Origin of the sequence: Mycobacteroides saopaulense, from assembly GCF_001456355.1 — a bacterium.
In the GTDB taxonomy this organism is placed as follows: Bacteria; Actinomycetota; Actinomycetes; order Mycobacteriales; family Mycobacteriaceae; genus Mycobacterium; species Mycobacterium saopaulense.
In genome coordinates, this window is sequence record NZ_CP010271.1 from 1596266 (window position 1) to 1616920 (window position 20655).

Genomic DNA, 20655 nt, shown 5'->3' on the forward strand with positions numbered 1-20655 from the left:
CGCCGATGAGCCGCTTGCGCGAAGAGCGGGTGCCTGGACGGCGACGGTAGCGTTGAGCGTGTGACTCGGTCCGTAGATTCCGATTTCCTGGCGCTTCCGCGCGCCGCACTTGCCGATGCTGCTTTGAGCGCGGCCCGCGCCGCCGGTGCCAGCTATGCCGACTTACGCATCCATCGGCTCGTCAACGAGGAGCTGGTGCTCCGGGACGAGCAGGTGGAGACCGCGGTCTCCGGGCGCACCATCGGTTTGGCGGTGCGGGTGATCGTCGACGGAACCTGGGGATTCGCCTCGCATGTGCAGCTGGACGCGGCGGCCGCCGCCGAGACCGCGCGCCGGGCGGTGGGAGTCGCGCGCGGGCTGCGGAGCCTGAACCGCGAGCGGGTCGAGCTGGCGGCCGAGCCGGTCTACGCCGACGTGCAGTGGGTGTCCGAGTACGAGATCGATCCGTTCGAGGTGTCGCAGGCCGACAAGATCGCGGTATTGCAGGAGTATTCGGGGCGGCTGCTGGCCTCCGACGGTGTCGACCACGCTTCGGCGACGCTCACGGCGGTCAAGGAGCAGACCTTCTGCGCCGACACCTTCGGCTCGTCCATCACGCAGCAGCGGGTGCGCATCATGTCGCAGCTGGACGCGATCGCGGTCGATGCCGCCACCGGGTCCTTCGAGACCATGCGCACCCTGGCCCCGCCGATGGGCCGCGGCTGGGAGGCCGTCGGCAGCGACGGTGTCTGGGACTGGAGCACCGAGCTGCGCGAGATCCCGGAGCTGCTCACCGAGAAGGTGAAGGCGCCCAGCGTCGTCGCCGGCCCCACCGACCTGGTGATCGACCCCACCAACCTGTGGCTGACCATCCACGAATCCATCGGCCACGCCACCGAATACGACAGGGCCATCGGCTATGAGGCCGCCTACGCGGGCACTTCGTTCGCGACCCCCGACAAGCTCGGCACCATGAAGTACGGTTCGCCCGTCATGAACGTCACCGCCGACCGTAACGAGGTCCACGGTCTGGCCTCGGTGGGCTACGACGACGAGGGGGTGGCCTCGCAGCGCTGGGACCTGGTGCGCGACGGCATCTTTGTCGGTTACCAGTTGGACCGCGTGTTCGCGCCCCGGCTGGGCCAGGAGCGTTCCAACGGCTGCTCGTACGCCGACTCGCCGCACCATGTGCCGATCCAGCGCATGGCCAACGTGTCTCTGCAGGCCTCCCCGGAGGAGCGCTCGACCGACGACCTGATCTCCGGAGTCGAAGACGGCATCTACATCGTGGGCGACAAGTCGTGGTCAATCGACATGCAGCGCTACAACTTCCAGTTCACCGGGCAGCGGTTCTACCGCATCCGCGGTGGCAAGCTGGACGGCCAGCTGCGCGACGTCGCCTACCAGGCCACCACCACCGACTTCTGGGGTTCGATGGAAGCCGTTGGCGGCCAATCCACCTGGCGACTGGGCGGAGCCTTCAACTGCGGTAAGGCCCAGCCCGGACAGGTGGCGGCGGTCAGCCACGGCTGCCCGTCGGCGCTGTTCCGCGGCGTCAACGTTCTGAACACCAAAGAAGAGGGCGGTAGCAGCCGATGAGCCGCTTGCGCGAAGAGGAGACGGCACAGTGATCCCCGCACAGCAGGTCGCCGAGGATGTCCTGGCCGAAGCCGCGCGACGCGGCGGCGCCGACGACACCATCGTCTTGATCCAGGACAGCAGCGAGGCCTCGCTGCGCTGGGCGGGCAGCTCCATGACCACCAACGGCGAGTCGATCAAGCGCAGCATCGCGGTGATATCGATTCTGCGGCAAGGTGATCAGGCCCGTGTCGGTTCGGTGCTCACCGAGGATGCCGATCCGGCCGCGCTCGCCGGTTTGGTGGCGGCCAGCCAGACCGAGGCCGCGGCCGCGCCGCCGTCGCGCGATGCCATGCCGCTGCTGGGGCCCGGTGAGGCCGTGGGGGAGAGCTGGGATGCGCAGATCTCGCGTACCGGCGCCGACGTGTTCGGCTCGCTGGCCGCCGACCTCTCGACGGGCTTCGACGGCCCGGACACCCTGTACGGGTACGCCCGCCACGAACGCCAGACCACTTTCTTGGCGTCATCGACTGGGCTGCGCCGCCGGTTCACCCAGCCGACGGGCCAGGTGGAGATCAACGCCAAGCGCGGTGTCGGCAGCGCGTGGGCCGGGGTGTGCACGCCCGAATTCGTGTATGTGCCCACCGAATCGCTGCTGCGCCAGCTCTCCGAAAGGCTCACGGCCGCACAGAATCAGATCGAGCTCAAGGCAGGCCGCTACGAGACGCTGCTGCCGCCGTCGGCGACCGGGGACCTCATGCAGTACCTGGTGTGGACGATGGGCGGGCGCGGCGCGCACGAGGGCCGCAACGCCTTCGCCGGGCCGGGCGGCACCCGCATCGGGGAGCGCCTGACCGAGCTTCCGGTCACGGTCTACTCGGACCCGTCGTACCCGGGGCTGGAGAGCAGCCCGTTCGTGGCGACGCCGATCTCCCGGGAATCGTTGTCGGTCTTCGACAACGGCATCGGCATCGAGCGCGTCGACTGGGTGCGCGACGGCGTGATCAACGCACTGAGCTATTCGCGTGCCGATGCCGCCGAATTTGGTGCCGCCCCCACGGTGGGCGCCGATAACCTCGTCATGACCGGGGGAGGCAGCCAGACGCTGGAGCAGATGATCGCCGCCACCGAGAACGGTCTGCTGCTGACCACGCTGTGGTACATCCGCGAGGTGGACCCGACCACGCTGCTGCTGACCGGGCTCACCCGCGACGGGGTGTACCTGGTGCGCGACGGCCAGATCACCGGCGCCGTCAACAACTTCCGCTTCAACGAGAGCCCGATCGATCTGCTGCGGCGCGTCTCGCAGGTGGGCGTCACCGAGTACACGCTGCCGCGCGAGTGGAGCGACTACGCCACCCGCCAGGCCATGCCGGCACTGCGGATTCCGGATTTCCACATGTCGTCGGTCAGCGCGGCGCAGTAAGGGGGCCGCTTAGCGGTCTCCACAGAACCTTCACAAAAGGTTCCAGCCATCCCCACAAGCGTCAAATAACCTGTTCATGTGCCCAGCCAGCGAAGAATCTTGGTTGTCGACGACGAGCCGACGATCTGTGCGTCCATATCCGCGCGGCTTTGCGCCGAGGGGTATGCGGTAGACACCGAGGACAACGGCCTCGACGCGGTGCGGCATTGCCGCGAAACCCCGCCGGATCTGATGGTGCTCGACGTCATGCTGCCCGGCCTCGATGGGCTGGAGGTCTGCCGCCAGGTGCAGGCGCAGGCGCCGATCCCGGTGCTGATGCTCACCGCGCGCGGCACCGAAACCGACATGTTGGTGGGCCTGGGAGTGGGGGCCGACGACTACCTGCCCAAGCCGTTCAGCATGCGGGTGTTGGTGGCCCGGGTGGCCGCCCTGCTGCGCCGCGCCGAGCGGGTCGCGCCGCCGAGCACCGATGTGCGCATTGGGCAGGTGCGCATCGACGTGTCCGAGCGCCGCGTGTACCACCGGGACGACGAGGTGCACCTGACGCGCACCGAGTTCGATCTGCTGGCCTATCTGGCCGATAACCCGCGGGTGGCGATCAGCCGCGACCGGCTGCTGGATCAGGTGTGGGGCTGGAGCGAGGGGCTGCCGTCGGGCCGGCGCACCGTAGACAGCCACATCAAGGCGTTGCGCCGCAAGCTCGGCCAGGAGCTGATCCGCACCGTGCACGGCATCGGATACGCGTTGGAGGTACCGCGATGAGCCAACTGCTGGAACTGCTGCCGCGACCGCTGGATCCGTTGCGCTCCTTCAAGTTCAAGACGGCGGTGCTGGTGGGGGTGGCGCTGCTGATCGCCACGTGTCTGCTGTGGATCACCGCCGAGTGGAAGCTTCGGTACGCGCTCACGCTGGCGTTGTTCGTGTCGTTCGGGGTGACGTGGTTTCTGGCGCACGGTATGACCTCGCCGCTGCGGGATATGACGGCGGCGGCGCGTTCGATGGCCCAGGGCGACTACTCGCGCCGGATTCGCTCCACCTCACGCGATGAAGTGGGTCAACTGGCAACGGCTTTCAACCACATGGCCGCCGAGCTGCAATCCGCTGAGAAGTACCGCCGTGAGTTGGTGGGCAACGTCTCCCACGAGCTGCGCACACCGATCACGGCGCTGCAGGCGGTGCTGGAGAACATCGTCGACGGGGTGGCCGAGCCGGACCCGGCGACGCTGAAAACCGCACTGGCACAGACCGAACGGCTGGGCCGGCTGGTCGATGACTTGCTGGATCTGTCGAAGCTCGAGAACGGATCGGTTCCGGTGCAACGCGAACCGTTCGCGGTGCGCGAGTTCGTCGATGACGCGGTGGCCGAGGCGAAGACGACCGGACGCCAGGTGCGTTACCACGTGACCGTCGAGCCGTTCGATTTGGCGGCGGTCGCCGACACCGCGCGGCTGCACCAGGTGGTGGCCAACCTGCTGGACAACGCTTCCCGGCACAGCCCGCCCGGGGGACAGGTGTCGGTGTTCGCGCGCACCGAGAACGACGCACTGCTGCTGGAGATCGCCGACACCGGGCCCGGCATCGCACCGCACGAAAGATCACGAGTGTTCGAGCGATTCACCCACGGGGGATCGCGCGACGGCGGCACCGGTTTGGGGCTGGCCATCGCGCAGTGGGCCGTCGATTTGCATGGCGGCCGTATCGAAATCGTGGACGCGCCCGGCTGCCGGGTGCGCGTCACATTGCCGCAGTTCGACAACGAGGAGGGGAATTCATGACCACTGGTTCGATAGTGCCGCCGCCGTATCCGATTCCGGGGGCGCCGGCCGAGGCCGCAGTGCCGCCCGTGCCGCGCCCGCCGGTACCGATCTTCGGGCCGCCGTCGCGGTTTATGACGGCCTGGCCCCGGGACATCCGCTCGAAGATGACCCAGGGGGCGCTGCTCAGCGGTATCGGGGCGGGTCTAGTGGGGGCGCTGTGCTGGCGCTCGTCACTTCCGGGTCTGGGCTGGACGCTGACGGCGTTCGCGGTGGCCCTTGCGGCCTTCGCAACACAGAAGGTGCAGTGGACGCCCACCCGTGTCGGCGCGCTAGTGCTCGCGCTGTGCCTGGCGGTGGTGCCGACCGTGCGGGACGCGGGATGGCTTGTCGCGCTGTGTGTCCTGACGTCGCTGGCGTTGTTCGTGTACGCGCTGGCTCCGGCGCGGACGTGGACGGGACTGATCTACGGGCAGTTCGTGATGCTGAGGGCACCGTTCCGTGTGGCGGGCTGGATGCGCCGCGGCACCCGCACCATGTCGCGGGGTCGCAAGATCAACCCAGACCGGGCGGCCATCGTCGTGCTGATCACGCTCGGCCTGGTGGCGGCGTTCGGGGCGCTGCTGGCCGACGCCGACGCGCGGTTCAACGCGTTGATCAGCGGGGTCTTGCCGTTCGTGTCCTTCGGCGATGTGGTTGGCCGGGTCGTCGTCGGCGTGCTGGTCGGTGGGTTCGCCTTGGGCGCCATCTACGTGCTGTCCAAGCCGCCGAGCTTTGACCGATTGGCGCCGACCGAGCCCAAGAAGCTGCCGCGCTGGGAGTGGAGCTTGCCGCTGGCCGCGCTGAATCTGCTGTTCATCGCGTTTGTGGGCGTGCAAATTTCGATGCTGTTCGGGGGAGACGAGCACGTGCAGGTCACTGAGGGGTTGACCTACGCAGAGTATGCGCGCCAGGGCTTTTGGCAGCTGCTGTTCGTCACCATCCTGGTGCTGGGGGTGATCGCAGTGGCGATCCGCGTCGCGGGGCGCGAGGATGCGCGTGACCGGCTGTACCTACGGGTGCTGATCGGCGGGCTGTGCCTGACCACGCTGGTGATCGTGGCCTCGGCCATTCACCGGATGTCGTTGTACGAGAAGGCGTATGGGTTCAGTGTGGAGCGGCTGCTGGTGCGCTGGATCGAGCTGGGCATGGCCGTGGTGTTGGTGCTGATTCTGGTGGCGGGCATCCGGATGAGTGCGCGGTGGCTGCCCACCGCTGTGGTGGCGGTCGGTTCGTTCGGGATGCTCGGGTTGGCGATCTTCAACCCGGAAAGCTATATCGCGCAGCGTAACGTCGAGTTCTTCCAGCAGACCGGCAAGATCGACCAGTGGTACATGGGGAGCTTGTCGTCCGACGCATTCGCGGCGACGAAGTCGCTACCCGAGGACGTACGGGACTGCGTGCAGGGCAAGATTGCGTATCACCTGCGGGAGACTGCGCCCTGGTACGAGTACAACGTGAGCCGGGAGAAGATCCGGGCTGCCGAGGTCAAGGCAGCGTCGTGCAACCTGGATTACGACCACAGGTGACCTGGCTTCCAGGGGCTTGGCAGGGGATCGGCTAGAGTCGTGACCTGCTGGGGGCGGTAGCTCAGTTGGTTAGAGCCGTGGACTCATAATCCATTGGTCGCGGGTTCGAGCCCCGCCCGCCCTACAAACAGAGGTGTATGACGTCGGGTGATGCTTGGCGTTTCTGTGTCGGGTGAGGTTTACGGCGTTTCGGCTGATGCTTTTACACGTGGTTCGGTTGATCCTTGACACTCCCTAAATGAGGGAGTTGAGCGTGGTCGAGCAGCGGTATCAGGCCGTGTTGGCCGTGATCAGCGACGGTTTGTCGGTTTCGCAGGTCGCCTCGAAGGTGAGGGTTTCTCGGCAGAGGCTGTATGCCTGGTTGGCCCGGTATGAGGCGCAGGGCCTGGAGGGTTTGGCGGATCGGTCGCGTCGGCGGAAGGGCTGTCCGCATCAGATGCCAGCGGCGGGGGCAAGACCGAGCGGTTTCACCGAAGCCGAGTTCCTCAGCACCGCAGCGCCTTTCCTCACCTCAAGACCAACGGTCCAAGCTGAATCTGACTCCAGTCAATTGACAATTTTCCTCGCCCCCGGTCCCACTACATCAACGAGTGGCTGATGAACTATCGCAATGTGTTCGATAGCAGAAATCTGAGACCCGGAGCAGGTGAGCTGCCTTTCAAATTCGCTCATAGCTGGCCCCGCGCAACGATCTGTCGAACGTCGATGCCAACTCGATAGTTGCGGTGACTGTCGCAGATGATTCCTGTCATTTTCTTATTCCGCGCAATGCGATTCAGCAGTGCTGATTGGAGAAGGATTTCCGCTGATCGCGTAATGGTGTAAACGTCTTCGGCATCGTATGAGAAGACGGGTTCGTGCTTGATTCGATTGTACGTATCTCGGAAAATCTTTGACCACACATCTAGATCTCCAACAAACTCCTTGAAAGCCGAGCCGGCGAACTTCGCAAGACATTGCGTCAAACTTCCGTTTGGTTTCCCTGCCCACGCCACTCCAGCTCTGCGATGAATCTCTGACCAATAGTCAATCGCAGCGGCAATCTCCATGCATCGGGTTTCCACTGCCAGGCCGCGTCCGAAGCGGTAAATCTTGCTGATTGGCCCAGTTGCACGTCCGTGCTTGCGTGATAACTCAATCCAGCCGTCTACCCCTCTAATTCCGCCAATCTGCGAAAGGTTGAATACTGGATATTTATTCATTGATTTTGGTGCTTCGCTCCCCGGCGGAACCGTCATAATGCGGCTAATCCAGAGTTCAGGAGACCGTGAGAAAACACTCTCTTGCTTCAGCTCGATATCTGCTGTGCCGACGTCGGCAACTACGAAGCCTTCGTAAGCCATGTTGATGAGGTCTTGCACGGCAAGAATAGGCTCAAGGTGATCCTCCCATTGTCTCGGCTTCGTGCTCTTGGTGACAACTGCCAACGGATTCTTGAGCACTCGGACGTCATCTGGCCCTGAAACTGACCAATGAGACGAGAAGGACACTTCAATTCCGCGCCGTACCGGCGCTGTAATCTCTTTTGATGGACGAAGTTTGGCATCTACAGATTTGGAACGGCCTACTGCGTCGGTGTGCCTCTTCATTGCCACGCCGCCTATACCCGACCAGAACATTACTCTAGGGAAAGTCACAAGCATTCTTGTCAGTTTCTCGCTAGCGACGTTGCGCAAATTCACGTTTGAGAGAACTGACTGCAATCGATAAGATTCTGAGGAAGACCTAACGCCACCGATGTTGCTGTTACTGCTAATTCCAGAGATATCGTAGAACACGGCGCCGGCGGGTTTAGTTGAACCATATATGACTCGTGGAATTTCTCGGCTGGCGGTCGAGGCTGTATACGGATCAAGATTTGTCACCGTCTCTATGTGGATCAGTCTGTCGTCTTTGAGCTCCACATGTCCATTCGCGGCTTCTTCGTAGTTCAAAACTTTATCCAGGTCCGTCCAAAATTGGCCGGTAGTCCCATTCAGTATGTCTTGCAATTCGTCGGCCATTTCCGCATGTTACAAGCTGATTCAACGGCGATGATTGAACCACGCCGAACCAATCTGCGGCTTACCCAACTAAACCCTGCCTTGGCGAAGGTGAGCAGCGAGCGGGCAGCAGTCGGGCCGGTGAGCCGACCAGCGGTAAGGCATTCACGTGACCGTGTTTGAGTCGGTCACGGGGCGGAAGCAATTGAATCGCAAGGCATTCAATGCGTTCAAACGGATCGCGCGGCGCTTCAACCGAGGCTCTGGCCTGACCTCGAAACGCCAGGTGACGAGTTCTCATAATCCGTTGGTCGCGGGTTCGAGCCCCGCCCTACAGGTTGTCTTGTATGACGTCGGGTGATGCTTGACAGCTGTTTCGGTTGATCCTGGCGCTCCTTCAATCAGGGAGTTGAGCGCGGTCGAGCAGAGGTATCTGGGCCGCCATGTGATTGCAGATTTTCTTGAAATTGTTGGAACCAGATTGGCCCTAGTGTCGTCGTATCTAGATGAATGCCAGTTGTGACGACGAAACGCGAGGTCAGTGGTGAGTGTTCGGGACTATCAGTTCGACATGACCGGGATGAGCCCCGAGGAGCGCGAGCGCGCGGCGACGGGAGCGCAGGGGATCTTGCATATGGAAGACGGAGCCGGCAAGACCATGGCACAGAAGCTCCTCGTTGTGCGTGATTCGCTGAACGATGCACTGAAAGCAGCCGAGCGTGCTCAAGAGGTCGCGGGGTTCGGCGAGTTGCAAACCGGCTATGAGGTCACCAAGTTCTACAAGGACCAGTCAACGGAGGCGCGCGCCAAAATCACGGCTGACAGGGATGCAGTGCAGAAGCAGATTGACCATTTCCTGGCGATGGAGCTGCTGTACAAGAACCAGGACGATTACAACGCCGGCAACTTCGGTGCGTACCAAGCGAGCGTTGTTTACTGATGCGCTGGCTCATGTCGCTGCCCATAGCCGCGTGCATCGTTGCGTTGACTGCCGCAGGGTGCACCGATACCACCGGGGGCATCGCGAAAACTGATTCATCCGCGAGTAAGCAATCCGCCTCAGCCTCGACTTCGACACCGGTCACCAATACATTGCCGAGTCCACATCCTGGCCCGACGGACAACAACAACGGCACGAGCTTTGATCCCTGCCTTGCGTATTCAGCAGATGAATTGCGGGCATGGGGTGTGAAGCCGGGTTCGGTTGAAGACCTCGCTAACACGCCCTCGCTGCAGCGGGGTTGCGCCTGGTCCGGGGATGGATGGGACGTCCAGCAGACCGTGCTCAATCGCCCCATAAGTGACTATCTCAACCAGGACCTGTTCCCTGGATCTGAACAAGTGACCGTCGAGGGGCTCGCCGCGGTGCGATGGCGTGATGAGGTTGACCCGCAGCGTGTCTGTTACGTGGAGCTTCCTGCTCAGAAAGCGTCCGTGGGAACGATCGTTGGTGTACGGAACCCCCAGGCGCAGAAAGTGATTCCAGACGCCTGCACGAAGGCGATGAGCATTGCAACAGATACAGCCAAGAAGCTGCCCAAGTAGGGCCTGAACAGGGGAGACGATTTCATGGCTGACGATGGATGGCAGAGCCGTTCTCATGCTGACATTGTGGGGAAGCTAGGTGCGCTGAAGGCGGACAACGCGTTCACTCTGGCCAACACATGGAGCGATGTATACACGAAGCTCTCTGATGCGGCCGTCTCATACGGCAATGCGAAATCCAAACTGGCAGAGCCAGATTTCTGGACGGGTAAAGGCCCTGAGGCTGCGCTCGATGAGATGACTACCAAGGAACGCGAACTCAATTCGGACAGTGGGACGTCAGCGAAAGCGGGCAAGATGAGTACAGCCTTGTTCCAGGACGGCGAGGTGCTCTCGCAGTCCTCGCGGGTAGCGCAAGCGTATCCGGTGCCGCCCGATGACACCGATGCTGATTCCAAAAAGAAGCTGCTGGAGGCGGTCAGGGCTGAGGCGCAGCGCCTTTACACCTCGCCGTTGGAGGCCGACCGGCCCAAGTTCACGGAAGACTCGAATACCACTGCTGGTGGCCCTATGCCTGCGGGGCCTGGCGGCAACAACGACGGCGGTGGTGGTTCGAGTTCGGGCGGTTCTGGCAGCGGTACTCAAACCCCGCCGTCATCCTCGGACGGCTTGGCCAGCAAGGACACCAAACCGCAACTGGCCGGTGGCGAGGGTCAGCAGGCTGGCGCAGGTCAAGGACAGGGCGGCCAGGGCAGTGGTTCCGGTGGCGGCACTCCGGGTGGTGGTCAGGGCGCGGGTTCTGGTGGTGCTGGTTCTGGTTTGGGTTCTGGCTCGGGTGGTTCTGGCCTGCCGATCGGTAGCACGACTGCGGCTGGGTTCTCGCCGTCATCGACGGGTACGGGCGTCGGTGGGTCAGGTTCAGGTGTGGGCGGACCTGGCGGGCTGAGCGCGCTGCGCGGTGGGGCGGGCTTGCCGGGCGGTGCCGCAGCTGGTGCTGGCGGTGGTGGCGTGAATCCCGCTGGTGTGGGTGCTGCCGGTGTACGTGGCATGGGCCCCATGGGAATGATGGGAGGCGCCGGTGGGCACGGTCGCGGGGGCAAGGGTGAAGACGATGACGATCACGCGACGCCGCAGATCCTGATCAATTACGACAACACCGACGAGTTCATGGGCGACATGCCAGCAGCTTCACCGGGGGTTATCGGTGACTGGTCCGAGCAGGAGAAAGCCGAAAAGGCAGCGCGGGATCGGGAAGTTCGCCGCTACAAAGCCCTTGGCTGGGACGTGAAGTTCGAGTGACCACGGCCGGTGTGCCGGAAGGGGTACGGCGATGAGTGAGACCTTCAATGTGAGGTCAGAAGATCTTCACCGGCACGGTGAGTCGATTCTTGACGCGGTGAAGATCTCCCGCGACGAGCACGCGGGCCATCACGATCAGATTGAGGAGGCCTCCTCCGGTTGGATCGGTGAATCGGCCTCTGCCCTCGTGGATCTACACAAAGCATGGGTTGACCAGCGTGCGACGCTGCATCACCAACTTAACCAAGTTGGTATCGGCATGCAGGAAGACGCCAAGACGTTCGCGGCCATGGAGGAGCAGAACCGTGGCTCGATCGGTAAGGCGAATCCCGCAAATGGGGGAGCTTAGGTCATGGTGACCCCCGCTGATATCGAGAAGTGGAATCCGGACAAGCTACTTGCTGTGATCGGGACCGCTGAGAGCGCCCACAAATCTCTGGAGAAACTTGGCGAGAATTACGACGGCACCAAACGGAGTTTGAGTGACTGGGGTGGTTTGACGGCCGAGGCGTGGAAGGCCCAACACGGTAAACTGCGTACCGACATCACCGAGCAGGGTCGGCAGGCTAAAGCTGTCGCCGACGCCATGAAGCCCCTCTATGACGAGGTCCTGGCCGTCAAGCGCGAGTACCAAGACATCAAGGGGACTGTCGAGCGAAACGCGTCATTCGACAGCTCGGGTGCCACCGTCCATTGGAAACTCAATCCGAACGGCACTATCAACACGGGTGGCGCGTCCCTGGATTACCAGTCCGCGATGGTCAAACAGGACCTCGAACAACGTATGCAGAATGTCTTGACCAAGGCAACCACTGTCGATGCGGACATCGCAAATGCATTGCGTGCCATCACGTCCGGCGGTGTGCCAACCATCGGCGGCCAGGCGCCAGTAGACAAACCAAAGGACGAGCCCAAGCCCGCGCCGCAAGACCCATCGGTGTTGGCGTCTGGGCCCGTGGGTGGGCCGGATGGAAACCCGCCGTATCCCAATGGGGCCACGCCGACCATGATCCCCGGCAAGACAATTCCGATGGCCGATAACCCGCCTGGGTGGGATCAGAACATGGCTCCCGGACCGCAACGCGATCAGGCATGGAAGGACTACCTGTCGGGTAAGAATCCGGACGGCAGCCAACGTGCACCCGGAACGCCGCCGCTGGCGTTGCCTAAGCCGGAAGCTGTGAGTGACAAGGGGTTACGTGTTATTGGTGCGGCCGGACGTCAGCAAGGCGTTTCGTATGCCTGGGGTGGCAACAAGTCTGTGGGCGGGCCAACTCAAGGGACGCTTGCGGGGGACCCGCCCGACGGCGGCGCACATCGGTATCACGATGACCAGCGCACAGGTTTCGACTGTGGGGGACTCGTGCGCTATTCGACTCAGCAGGGCGCCGGATACGATGTGTTCCAGCGGGCGGACGGTCTGGATTCTGGTGCGGGCACGGACCGGATCGACAAGAGTCAGCACCTTACGCCGGTATCCGGCGGGGCCAGAATTCCCTCCGGGAAGATCTCGAGTATCGCGCAGCCGGGCGACATTCTTGTCTTCGAGACCCCGGGCAGCGGTCATGAAGCATTTAGCGGCAACAACACTCAGCACACCGGTATATATGTCGGTAATGGATACATGATCAATGCGCCTGAATCGGGAAAGCCTGTCAGGTTGGACAATGCGGACGAGGATAGCCGTATGACAGACGTGTTGAGGCTCAAGTGATGAGGGTGTTGCTTGCCGGACTGCTGATGGTGTTGGTGGGTTGCACGCAAGCACCCACTGCGACAACGGAACCTCCCGCGCCGCCGGACAGTAGCACCCTGACTCTGAGTGTTGCGGAAGTGCGTGAGATAACGCCGCCTGCACTCGAATCAGAGCCCGACTTCGACCTGCATAAGCCATACACCGACCCGCAGCCTGATCTCGACATGTCTGTCGCGTGCCAAAAACTGTTCAACCAGGACCAGAAGTTCGGTGAGGGGTGGACGAACTTCCGCACCCTCACATATTCCGGGCCGAGCAACATTGGAATCAAGCAGAGCATCGCTGTATACCCAGACCGCAACGCAGCCCAAGCGGTCTTCGGCGGAATCCAGGACAACCTGTCGGCCTGTCAGAAAAGCTATCCCGTCGCGCGTTACGGCGCTCCATACACGCTGAGCAAGCTAGCAGGCGATGACAAGACCGTCATGGCCCAGTACGCCGACACCGTCAACGGACCGGGCAGTGTCGAGCTGTATCGACTGGACGAGCAAGTGATCATCGATGTCAGCGCCGCCCACTTTTCCACCGACCCGCATGTGGCTGAAACCGTCTTGCAACGGATTCGAGAGAAACTGCGTTCTCGCGCGTGACTGCCAAGAGGTATGCCCAATGACGAAGCCGCAGCCCCAACTAGATCCGCCGCGGCTGGAGCTGGCCGCGGGCTTGTACGACATGGCGTCCTGGCAGCTCGACGTATTCCTCGATGACGCTGCTGGCTACGGTATTTCGCCAAAGGACGCCGCGAGCCTTCAGGCACTGGTTGACCTGATGCGGTGGCAAGCCGAGGGGTACCGGCGTTATGCGGCGAAGATGCGCGCCGAAGACGAGATGGTCGACGCCTACTTCGCGGGTGATGTGGTGGTGCCGAACACTGCGGCAGCTTTCGAGGCATCGATCACCCGCCCCGACCATCCGCCCTTCCCGAAGCGGTCCGAAGCCATCGATTACCAGCTACTGCGGCCCGTGCGAGAACAACTCGAAGAGGCCCACACAGTGCTCTCTCGTGGCTCCAGGCCGGTGATGGCCTATGCAGCTAAACAGGCCGCGGCGCTTTACTCTTGGTGTCATCCGACGTTGCCTGTGTGACGATCGAAAACGTGCACGGGTAGCGGCATCCCGGAACCTGGCTTGCTTCACGTCACACGAGGCGCATAGCGTCGCTCGCAAGTCCCTTGAAGAGCCGGGACGCTCCGAGAGAGCATGCGCTGTACTAAGCGCACGCCGAGAAGCCCTACGCGATCATCGGGTCGATCGCAGACCTCGGCACCAGCACCTGCAACGCCCCGTACGAGTCCGGCAGTATCGCGCCCTGGTCGAAGAAGAACATCACTCCGTCGTTGAGTACCGCGAAATTCTGGTAGTTCGAAGGGTTGTACAGCGACGCGGGGGAGAACGGCAACGGCGGCGGGGGAGGTGGCGTCGTCGTCGAAGTCGTAGCCGACGTGGTGGTGGTCGGCTGTCCCGAGGTTGTTGTCGTCGGCGTGGGAGTCGCCACCGGCGGCGGTGCCAGCTGCTGCTGCAGCTGAGCCTGAACGATCGGTGCGACGATCTTCAACGGATCATCGACCCGCCACAGCGGCGCACTTTCTTTGTCGTCCTGCGCAACCGTGTAGAGGATCGGCTTGCGGTAGCTCTGGTCCCAGTTGTAGGCCTTGAACGTCGTCTGCGCGCTGCCGGTGTTTTGGTAGATCTTGAAGACCACGGTCTGCGTGCCGCGCGGGGGAATCGCCGAGGTGTATGCCGTCGGCTTGATGCTCAGCTGATACGGCGTGCTGCGGGCGGTATTGGACTTTGCGGTGTTGAGAAATGCGTCGCGCGTCTTGGCGACGTATTCGGCGATCGGCTTCTGTTCCGGGTAGTTCAGCGGAATGGTGATGTCGGCGCTATACCCGGGGTCCGAGAGGCGGATCTCACACGTGGTGCCGGTGTTATTGCCCTTGAGGTCGGCGCAGTAGTCGTGTGGCGCCGCCCCCGCTACGCCAGAAAAACCGAAGATGGCGGCAGCCGTGGCCAGTACGGACACGCTTACCGAGCGTATGGATAAGTAGGGCACGCCTGCACTCTAACTTCGCAAGGTGAACCAAGTGCCCGGACCGCAGAACTGAGCCACCGAACCGACCTGCGCCTTTGAAGCTCCTGATAATCAGATGGAAGCCCTCTCCGCAGCCTCGTCACCTCGGTACGATCACTGCGTCCTTGGATCTTGAACCCCTACGAGGGAGTGGCCATGACGGGATCACCCGAATCCGGATTCAACGGCAAAATCGCGCTGGACATAAGGGATTCCGAACCGGACTGGACTCCCTACGCCGCACCCACCGCGCCCGAGGGCGCGCCCAACGTCCTGTATCTCGTCTGGGATGACACCGGTATCGCCACCTGGGACTGCTTCGGCGGCCTCGTCCAGATGCCCGCCATGAGCCGCATCGCCGAACGCGGCGTGCGCCTCTCGCAGTTCCACACCACCGCCCTGTGTTCACCCACCCGCGCCTCGCTGCTCACCGGCCGCAACGCCACCACCGTCGGCATGGCCACCATCGAGGAGTTCACCGATGGCTTTCCGAACTGCAGCGGCCGCATCCCCTTCGACACGGCGCTGCTCTCGGAGGTGCTGGCCGAAAAGGGCTGGAACACCTACTGCGTCGGCAAGTGGCACCTGACGCCGCTGGAAGAGGCGAATCTCGGTGCCACCAAGCGGCATTGGCCCCTGAGCAGAGGTTTCGAACGGTTCTACGGATTCATGGGTGGCGAGACCGACCAGTGGTACCCGGACCTGGTCTACGACAACCACCCCGTCGAACCGCCCGCCACCCCCGAAGAGGGCTACCACCTGTCCAAGGACATCGCCGACAAGACCATCGAATTCATCCGCGACGCCAAGGTGATCGCCCCCGACAAGCCCTGGTTCTCCTACGTGTGCCCCGGTGCCGGGCACGCCCCGCACCACGTCTTCAAGGAATGGGCCGACAAGTACGCCGGCACGTTCGACATGGGCTACGAGCTGTACCGCGAAATCGTGCTGGAGAACCAGAAGAAGCTCGGCATCGTCCCATCGGACACCGAATTATCGCCCGTCAACCCGTATCTGGACGTCAAGGGCCCCAACGGTGAGCCCTGGCCGCTGCAAGACACGGTGCGCCCCTGGGACTCGCTCAACGACGAGGAGAAGCGCCTCTTCTCCCGCATGGCCGAGGTGTTCGCCGGCTTCCTGAGCTACACCGACGACCAGATCGGCCGCATCCTGGACTACCTGGAAGAGTCCGGCCAGCTCGACAACACCATCATCGTGGTGATCTCCGATAACGGCGCCAGCGGTGAGGGCGGCCCCAACGGCTCGGTCAACGAGGTCAAGTTCTTCAACGGCTACATCGACACCGTTGAAGAGAGTCTGCGCTTCTACGACAACCTCGGCGGCACCGACACCTACAACCACTATCCCATCGGCTGGGCGATGGCGTTCAACACCCCCTACAAGCTGTACAAGCGCTACGCCTCCCACGAGGGCGGCATCGCCGACACCGCAATCATCAGCTGGCCCAAGGGAATCGCCGCGCATGGCGAGGTCCGCGACACCTACGTCAACGTCTGCGATATCACCCCGACCATCTACGACCTGCTGGGCATCACCCCGCCCGCGGCGGTCAAGGGCATCGCCCAGAAGCCGCTCGACGGCATCAGTTTCACCGCGGCACTGAAAGATCCGAAAGCGGACACCGGCAAGGACACCCAGTTCTACACGATGCTGGGCACCCGCGGCATCTGGCACAACGGCTGGTTCGCCAACACCGTGCACGCCGCGACCCCCTCGGGCTGGTCGCACTTCGACAAGGACCGCTGGGAGCTGTTCCACATCGAGTCCGACCGCAGTCAATGCCACGACCTCGCCAACGAGCATCCGGAGAAGCTCGAAGAGCTCAAACAACTCTGGTTCGCCGAGGCCGACAAATACAACGGCCTGCCCCTGGCCGATCTGAACCTCCTGGAAACCATGACCCGGTGGCGGCCCTACCTGGCGGGGGAGCGCACCTCGTTCACGTACTACCCGAACAGCGCCGAGGTGGGCCTCGGCGCCATGGTAGAGATTCGGGGACAGTCGTTTTCGATCCTCGCCGAGGTCAGCACCGACACCGGAGCCGAGGGCGTCATCTTCAAACAGGGTGGCGCGCACGGCGGGCACGTGCTGTTCATCCAGGACGGCAAGCTGCACTACATCTACAACTTCATGGGGGAGAAGGAGCAGAAGGTCTGCTCCGAGGCTGCGGTGCCGTTGGGTGCGCACGTGCTCGGGGCGCGCTTCGTCAAAACCGGCACCGCCCCGGGCAGCCACACCCCGGTCGGCGATGTCACCCTCTTCGTCGACGAAGACGCCGTCGGCTCACTGGGCGGCGTGCGGATCCATCCCGGCACATTCGGTCTGGCCGGCGCCGGCCTGTCCGTCGGACGCAACAGCGGCTCGGCGGTCTCCTCGCAGTACAAGGCGCCGTACGCCTTCACCGGCGGCACCATCGCGCAGGTGGTCGTCGACATCTCCGGGGAGCCCTACGAAGACCTGGAGAAGAAGCTGGCGATCGCCTTCGCGAAGGATTAGGCGGGCCAGTCGGTGAGCTGTTCCCACTCGCCGAACGGCGGCTTGTGCTCGGCCTTGATCACGATCTGCCCGGTGACCGCCGACCCGGGGTGGTACTCGTCGATCGCGAAACCCCCCTGCCGGTTCTCCGGCGTCGCGCCGTCCCAGATGTAGATGGGGCCGGGCTCGGCATCGACTTCGGCCACCTCGGTACCGCACTCGGCGACGGGCTCGTCGCGCCCCACCCCGGTGTGCTTGCCGTCGGTACGTCGCCAGATGCTCACGATCCGGATGCTACGCGCTGGCGCGCGCGCTGGGCAGCCACAACTTGACGATGTGGTGAACTCCAAGAACGAGTAGGCGTCTACGTAGGCCACCGCGCCCGCGCTGTGTCACCGTGGAGTGGTGATGAAAAGGTTTGGTGCGTTGGTGGTTGCGGCCGCCCTGCTGCTCGTGACGGCCCCGTTGGCCGCCGCCTGGGGCCCGCAGGGGCACAACATCGTGGGGGCGGTCGCCGATGCGAAGCTCACCCCCGCGGCCCGCGCGGAGGTTTCCCGCCTGCTGGCCGGCCAGGCCAACCCAACGCTGGCCGGGGTGGCCAACTGGGCCGACCAGGTGCGCCCCAGCCGACCCGAGACCGCGCCCTGGCATTACGCCGACATCGCCGAGAACAATTGCCAATACGTGCCCGCCATCAATGGCGACAATGGCAATAACGTCATCGAGGCCATTCGTACCCAGAGCGCGATCCTGGGCGACAGATCCAAATCGGATGCCGAACGTCAAGAGGCCCTCAAGTTCGTTGTGCATTTCGTCGGCGATATCCACCAGCCGATGCACGACGGGTACGCGCGCGACCGCGGCGGAAATGACATACCACTCACCTATAACGGCCGGTCGACCAATCTGCATTCGGTGTGGGACAGCGGACTGCTGAACACCCGTGGATTGAACGACGCCCAATACACCCAGGTAATCCAGGGCCTGCCCGCACCGGAGCTGGGCAGTACCGATCCCGTCGACTGGGCGCAGGCCACCTGCCAGATCGCCGTGGGCGCTTACCCCAACACCTCGACCATCGGTGCCGATTACACCAACCAATACCGGCCCATTGCCGAGGCGCAATTACGCCTCGGTGGAGAACGCTTGGCGCGCTTGATCAACGAGACGCTGACCTGACCGTTCGTATCACCACGAATCTCATTTGGCTCCCAACAATCACTGTGCCTTACGATGCCTGATTGTGGTTTAGCGCGTATGCCACATTGGGTAGTCGATTGATCGCTACTCGATCGGTTGATGTTCGCTTGGTGAGGGCGGTAGGTGGGTATCACATATTCGGGTCAGGTTGACGCCGGATCGGAATCGAATCGCCGCAGTAAAGGCGCACGGGTTTACCGGAACAACAACGATATTCTGGAACGGGTGGGGTTGCGGCGTCCCGCGGCACTGGCGAACGCGGTCTTCATCTCCGCCGTCGGGGCGGCGGCAATCTTGCTGGCCTCCACCGGATTATCGAAGGTGCCGCTGCTGTGCATCGGCTTGTCGATCCCGGCGTTCTTCTGGGGAATTCGGTATTCACGGCCCAGGCCGGTGACGTACGCGGAGTCGATCGTGTACGTCCTCTACTGCGATGTGGCGATTCTGACCGGTATCTGCGTGGTGACCACGACGGGTGTCGCGTTCGTGAAGCTGGCGTGGCTGCTGGCGGTCAACGCCTATGTATCCCTGGTGCACGGCCGGGCGGCGGTCGGCATGCAGTCGTTGGTGACCGCGGCCGGGACGGTTCTGGCCGTAGCGGGAGCGATATCTCGCGACGAATACTCCACGGCCGCGCTCACCGCCGCGGTGGTCACCATGCTGTTGGCGAATCTGTTTGCCGGATGGGTCATTTACCTGGGTAAGGCGCAGTTCAGCGAGCACGCCGACGGGCGTGACCGACTGGCGCGCCACGACGAGCTGACCGGCCTGCTGAACCGGCGCGGCCTGCAAGAGGCGTATGAGGCCAAGGCAGGTGAACCGGGCGCTCACGTGGTGGTCGTGGTCGTCGACCTGAACTTGTTCAAACAGATCAACGACACCTTTGGCCATCACATCGGCGATCAGGTGCTGCAACGGACAGCTCACCGGCTGCGCTCGGTGGCCGGGCCGGACGCCTTGTTGGTCCGCCTCGGCGGCGACGAATTCGGGATCGTCGCGGTCACCGACTCGCCACGAGACCTCGACTATCAAAGCGCCGTGCACGCGGCGCTGAACGGTGCCGGTGACGACGTGCCGGTAAGCGCCAGTGTCGGCGTCGCCACGGCGGTGCTGCCCGAGTCGGATCAGACGACGATCCACACCCTGGGGCCCATCGTCGCCCACCTACTGGTGGAAGCCGACGCCGCGATGTACGGCGCAAAGAAAGCGGTCTAGGAGCGAGTTACCAGACGCGCACGTAGTCGACGAGCATCTCCGCCGGGTACGAACCACCCGCCGGATCGCCACCACCGGAGCCCGCGACCGCCAGGTTCAGCATCGGCTGCAGGGTGTAGCCCGGATCGTTAAACGGCCAATCGTCAAGGGAATTCGCGTCGACCGTCAGGTACGGCTCCATGCCGTCGTGGTAGTCCATCCAGAAGTACAGCCCGGCATCGGTCCACGTGCAGCGCCAGGTGTGCCAGTTGTTGTCCACCGGCATCGGCAGCGTCTCGAACGAGGTGCCGTCCAGCCGTGCGTGAATCGTGGTGCCCGAGGGCCAATCCCGGTTGCCGTACCACTCCACCAGGTCGATCTCGCCGCCGCGCTCGGGGTTGTCGTTCAGTAGCCACCACGCCGGCCATGCGCCGTCGGTGAGGCAGTTGAACTTGATGCGCGCCTCGAAGGTGTGGCCGATGCTGCCGCGGAAGGTGCCGTGCAGCTTGCCGCTGAAGTACTTGCTGCCTTCCTTGGTCGCGCGGATCACCAGGTTGGAGTTTCCGTCGAGGAAGATGTTGGTGCGGCTGTCGCGGTACTCGCCCATGTTCTCGGGGCGATCCCAGAACACGGGGTTCTTGATCCGCTCGCGGAACTTCGCGGCCACCCACTTGGAGCCGTCGGGGGCCGAACCGGCCGGGCCGTCGAACTCGTCACGGAAAACGAAGCCGGCAGTCTGGGCATCCGGTGGCGCCGCGGGCTGACGTCCCGGGTCGGCCTGAGCCGTCGGGAGGGGCAATGCGGCTGCGGCCATGCCGAAGCCCATGGTCAGTATCAATTTACGGCGATCCATTTCGGGCACCCCGA

General features: G+C 63.3%; 19 protein-coding genes, 1 tRNA gene and 1 pseudogene. 17 read left to right on the forward strand and 4 right to left on the reverse strand.

The genetic code is table 11. The annotated features are described in order from the left end of the window. Positions 1 to 60 precede the first annotated feature (60 nt). From MYCSP_RS08000 to MYCSP_RS08030, 7 genes and pseudogenes are all read left to right on the forward strand, one after another. Positions 61 to 1578 carry a TldD/PmbA family protein gene (locus tag MYCSP_RS08000; protein ID WP_088413545.1) on the forward strand — a complete coding sequence of 506 codons (1518 nt, stop codon included), beginning with the start codon at positions 61 to 63 and terminating at the stop codon, positions 1576 to 1578. Positions 1579 to 1606: 28 nt separating this feature from the next. Next, a complete protein-coding gene (locus tag MYCSP_RS08005; RefSeq protein WP_088413546.1) occupies positions 1607 to 2983 on the forward strand; it encodes a metallopeptidase TldD-related protein in 1377 nt (458 codons plus the stop codon). A 99-nt stretch (positions 2984 to 3082) separates the two neighbouring features. Further along, positions 3083 to 3745: a response regulator transcription factor gene (locus tag MYCSP_RS08010; protein WP_083014160.1), complete on the forward strand. Its 663-nt coding sequence runs from the start codon at positions 3083 to 3085 to the stop codon at positions 3743 to 3745. Next, the gene (locus tag MYCSP_RS08015) at positions 3742 to 4758 is read left to right on the forward strand and encodes a sensor histidine kinase (RefSeq protein ID WP_088413548.1); all 1017 of its coding nucleotides are present in this window, start codon (positions 3742 to 3744) and stop codon (positions 4756 to 4758) included. The genes MYCSP_RS08010 and MYCSP_RS08015 overlap by 4 nt, the downstream gene beginning before the upstream one ends. After that, complete coding sequence (locus MYCSP_RS08020; RefSeq protein WP_088413549.1) at positions 4755 to 6305, forward strand: DUF4153 domain-containing protein; 1551 nt, start codon at positions 4755 to 4757, stop codon at positions 6303 to 6305. Before MYCSP_RS08015 ends, MYCSP_RS08020 begins: the two co-directional genes overlap by 4 nt. A gap of 50 nt (positions 6306 to 6355) precedes the next feature. Beyond that, a tRNA-Ile gene (locus tag MYCSP_RS08025) sits at positions 6356 to 6429 on the forward strand. 114 nt (positions 6430 to 6543) lie between these two features. Beyond that, positions 6544 to 6750 (forward strand): annotated as a pseudogene (locus MYCSP_RS08030) (helix-turn-helix domain-containing protein); the annotation flags it as partial. A gap of 223 nt (positions 6751 to 6973) precedes the next feature. Here the strand turns inward: MYCSP_RS08030 and MYCSP_RS23070 are convergent. Beyond that, positions 6974 to 8308, reverse strand: coding sequence for an ApeA N-terminal domain 1-containing protein (locus MYCSP_RS23070; RefSeq protein WP_157886163.1), 1335 nt, complete (start codon positions 8306 to 8308; stop codon positions 6974 to 6976). 523 nt (positions 8309 to 8831) lie between these two features. Here MYCSP_RS23070 and MYCSP_RS08045 point away from each other — a divergent pair. The 7 genes from MYCSP_RS08045 to MYCSP_RS08075 are packed head-to-tail and all read left to right on the forward strand — an operon-like array spanning position 8832 to position 13913. Then, complete coding sequence (locus tag MYCSP_RS08045) at positions 8832 to 9227, forward strand: hypothetical protein (protein WP_088413552.1); 396 nt, start codon at positions 8832 to 8834, stop codon at positions 9225 to 9227. After that, entirely contained in the window at positions 9227 to 9832 is a 606-nt protein-coding gene (locus MYCSP_RS08050) for a DUF3558 family protein (protein ID WP_088413553.1), read from the forward strand. The genes MYCSP_RS08045 and MYCSP_RS08050 overlap by 1 nt, the downstream gene beginning before the upstream one ends. A gap of 24 nt (positions 9833 to 9856) precedes the next feature. Continuing rightward, entirely contained in the window at positions 9857 to 11071 is a 1215-nt protein-coding gene (locus MYCSP_RS08055; protein ID WP_088413554.1) for a hypothetical protein, read from the forward strand. A 31-nt stretch (positions 11072 to 11102) separates the two neighbouring features. Next, a complete protein-coding gene (locus tag MYCSP_RS08060) occupies positions 11103 to 11420 on the forward strand; it encodes a WXG100 family type VII secretion target (RefSeq protein WP_088413555.1) in 318 nt (105 codons plus the stop codon). A 3-nt stretch (positions 11421 to 11423) separates the two neighbouring features. After that, the gene (locus tag MYCSP_RS08065) at positions 11424 to 12785 is read left to right on the forward strand and encodes a C40 family peptidase (protein ID WP_005099154.1); all 1362 of its coding nucleotides are present in this window, start codon (positions 11424 to 11426) and stop codon (positions 12783 to 12785) included. Continuing rightward, a complete protein-coding gene (locus MYCSP_RS08070) occupies positions 12785 to 13417 on the forward strand; it encodes a sensor domain-containing protein (protein ID WP_005099244.1) in 633 nt (210 codons plus the stop codon). Before MYCSP_RS08065 ends, MYCSP_RS08070 begins: the two co-directional genes overlap by 1 nt. 19 nt (positions 13418 to 13436) lie before the next feature. Next, positions 13437 to 13913 carry a hypothetical protein gene (locus MYCSP_RS08075; RefSeq protein WP_088413556.1) on the forward strand — a complete coding sequence of 159 codons (477 nt, stop codon included), beginning with the start codon at positions 13437 to 13439 and terminating at the stop codon, positions 13911 to 13913. Between the two features lie 145 nt (positions 13914 to 14058). On the opposite strand, the gene MYCSP_RS08080 is transcribed toward MYCSP_RS08075, so the two are convergent. Beyond that, positions 14059 to 14880: an RsiV family protein gene (locus tag MYCSP_RS08080; RefSeq protein ID WP_088413557.1), complete on the reverse strand. Its 822-nt coding sequence runs from the start codon at positions 14878 to 14880 to the stop codon at positions 14059 to 14061. Positions 14881 to 15054: 174 nt separating this feature from the next. On the opposite strand from MYCSP_RS08080, the gene MYCSP_RS08085 reads away from it, so the two are divergent. After that, the gene (locus MYCSP_RS08085) at positions 15055 to 17415 is read left to right on the forward strand and encodes an arylsulfatase (RefSeq protein ID WP_088415519.1); all 2361 of its coding nucleotides are present in this window, start codon (positions 15055 to 15057) and stop codon (positions 17413 to 17415) included. On the opposite strand, the gene MYCSP_RS08090 is transcribed toward MYCSP_RS08085, so the two are convergent. Next, positions 17412 to 17678, reverse strand: a complete 267-nt coding sequence (locus tag MYCSP_RS08090) for a hypothetical protein (RefSeq protein WP_070911077.1) — start codon at positions 17676 to 17678, stop codon at positions 17412 to 17414. The genes MYCSP_RS08085 and MYCSP_RS08090 overlap by 4 nt on opposite strands. 124 nt (positions 17679 to 17802) lie before the next feature. Between MYCSP_RS08090 and MYCSP_RS08095 the strand changes: the two genes are divergently transcribed. Together MYCSP_RS08095 and MYCSP_RS08100 are read left to right on the forward strand one after the other, a co-directional pair. Then, a complete protein-coding gene (locus MYCSP_RS08095; RefSeq protein WP_083014032.1) occupies positions 17803 to 18573 on the forward strand; it encodes a S1/P1 nuclease in 771 nt (256 codons plus the stop codon). Positions 18574 to 18717: 144 nt separating this feature from the next. After that, positions 18718 to 19809 (forward strand): GGDEF domain-containing protein, encoded by a 1092-nt coding sequence (locus MYCSP_RS08100; protein ID WP_088413558.1) that lies wholly within the window; start codon positions 18718 to 18720, stop codon positions 19807 to 19809. A 7-nt stretch (positions 19810 to 19816) separates the two neighbouring features. Here MYCSP_RS08100 and MYCSP_RS08105 read toward each other — a convergent pair whose 3' ends face one another. Then, positions 19817 to 20641, reverse strand: a complete 825-nt coding sequence (locus MYCSP_RS08105) for a glycoside hydrolase family 16 protein (RefSeq protein WP_070911074.1) — start codon at positions 20639 to 20641, stop codon at positions 19817 to 19819. Between the last annotated feature and the right edge of the window lie 14 nt (positions 20642 to 20655).

What these genes read in the sequence shown, in the direction of transcription:
- MYCSP_RS08015 (WP_088413548.1), top strand. Translation starts at nt 3,742, where the DNA reads ATGAGCCAACTGCTGGAACTGCTGCCGCGACCGCTGGATCCGTTGCGC.
- MYCSP_RS08020 (WP_088413549.1), top strand. Translation starts at nt 4,755, where the DNA reads ATGACCACTGGTTCGATAGTGCCGCCGCCGTATCCGATTCCGGGGGCG.
- MYCSP_RS23070 (WP_157886163.1), bottom strand. Translation starts at nt 8,308, where the DNA reads ATGGCCGACGAATTGCAAGACATACTGAATGGGACTACCGGCCAATTT.
- MYCSP_RS08050 (WP_088413553.1), top strand. Translation starts at nt 9,227, where the DNA reads ATGCGCTGGCTCATGTCGCTGCCCATAGCCGCGTGCATCGTTGCGTTG.
- MYCSP_RS08055 (WP_088413554.1), top strand. Translation starts at nt 9,857, where the DNA reads ATGGCTGACGATGGATGGCAGAGCCGTTCTCATGCTGACATTGTGGGG.
- MYCSP_RS08060 (WP_088413555.1), top strand. Translation starts at nt 11,103, where the DNA reads ATGAGTGAGACCTTCAATGTGAGGTCAGAAGATCTTCACCGGCACGGT.
- MYCSP_RS08065 (WP_005099154.1), top strand. Translation starts at nt 11,424, where the DNA reads ATGGTGACCCCCGCTGATATCGAGAAGTGGAATCCGGACAAGCTACTT.
- MYCSP_RS08070 (WP_005099244.1), top strand. Translation starts at nt 12,785, where the DNA reads ATGAGGGTGTTGCTTGCCGGACTGCTGATGGTGTTGGTGGGTTGCACG.
- MYCSP_RS08075 (WP_088413556.1), top strand. Translation starts at nt 13,437, where the DNA reads ATGACGAAGCCGCAGCCCCAACTAGATCCGCCGCGGCTGGAGCTGGCC.
- MYCSP_RS08085 (WP_088415519.1), top strand. Translation starts at nt 15,055, where the DNA reads ATGACGGGATCACCCGAATCCGGATTCAACGGCAAAATCGCGCTGGAC.
- MYCSP_RS08095 (WP_083014032.1), top strand. Translation starts at nt 17,803, where the DNA reads ATGAAAAGGTTTGGTGCGTTGGTGGTTGCGGCCGCCCTGCTGCTCGTG.
- MYCSP_RS08105 (WP_070911074.1), bottom strand. Translation starts at nt 20,641, where the DNA reads ATGGATCGCCGTAAATTGATACTGACCATGGGCTTCGGCATGGCCGCA.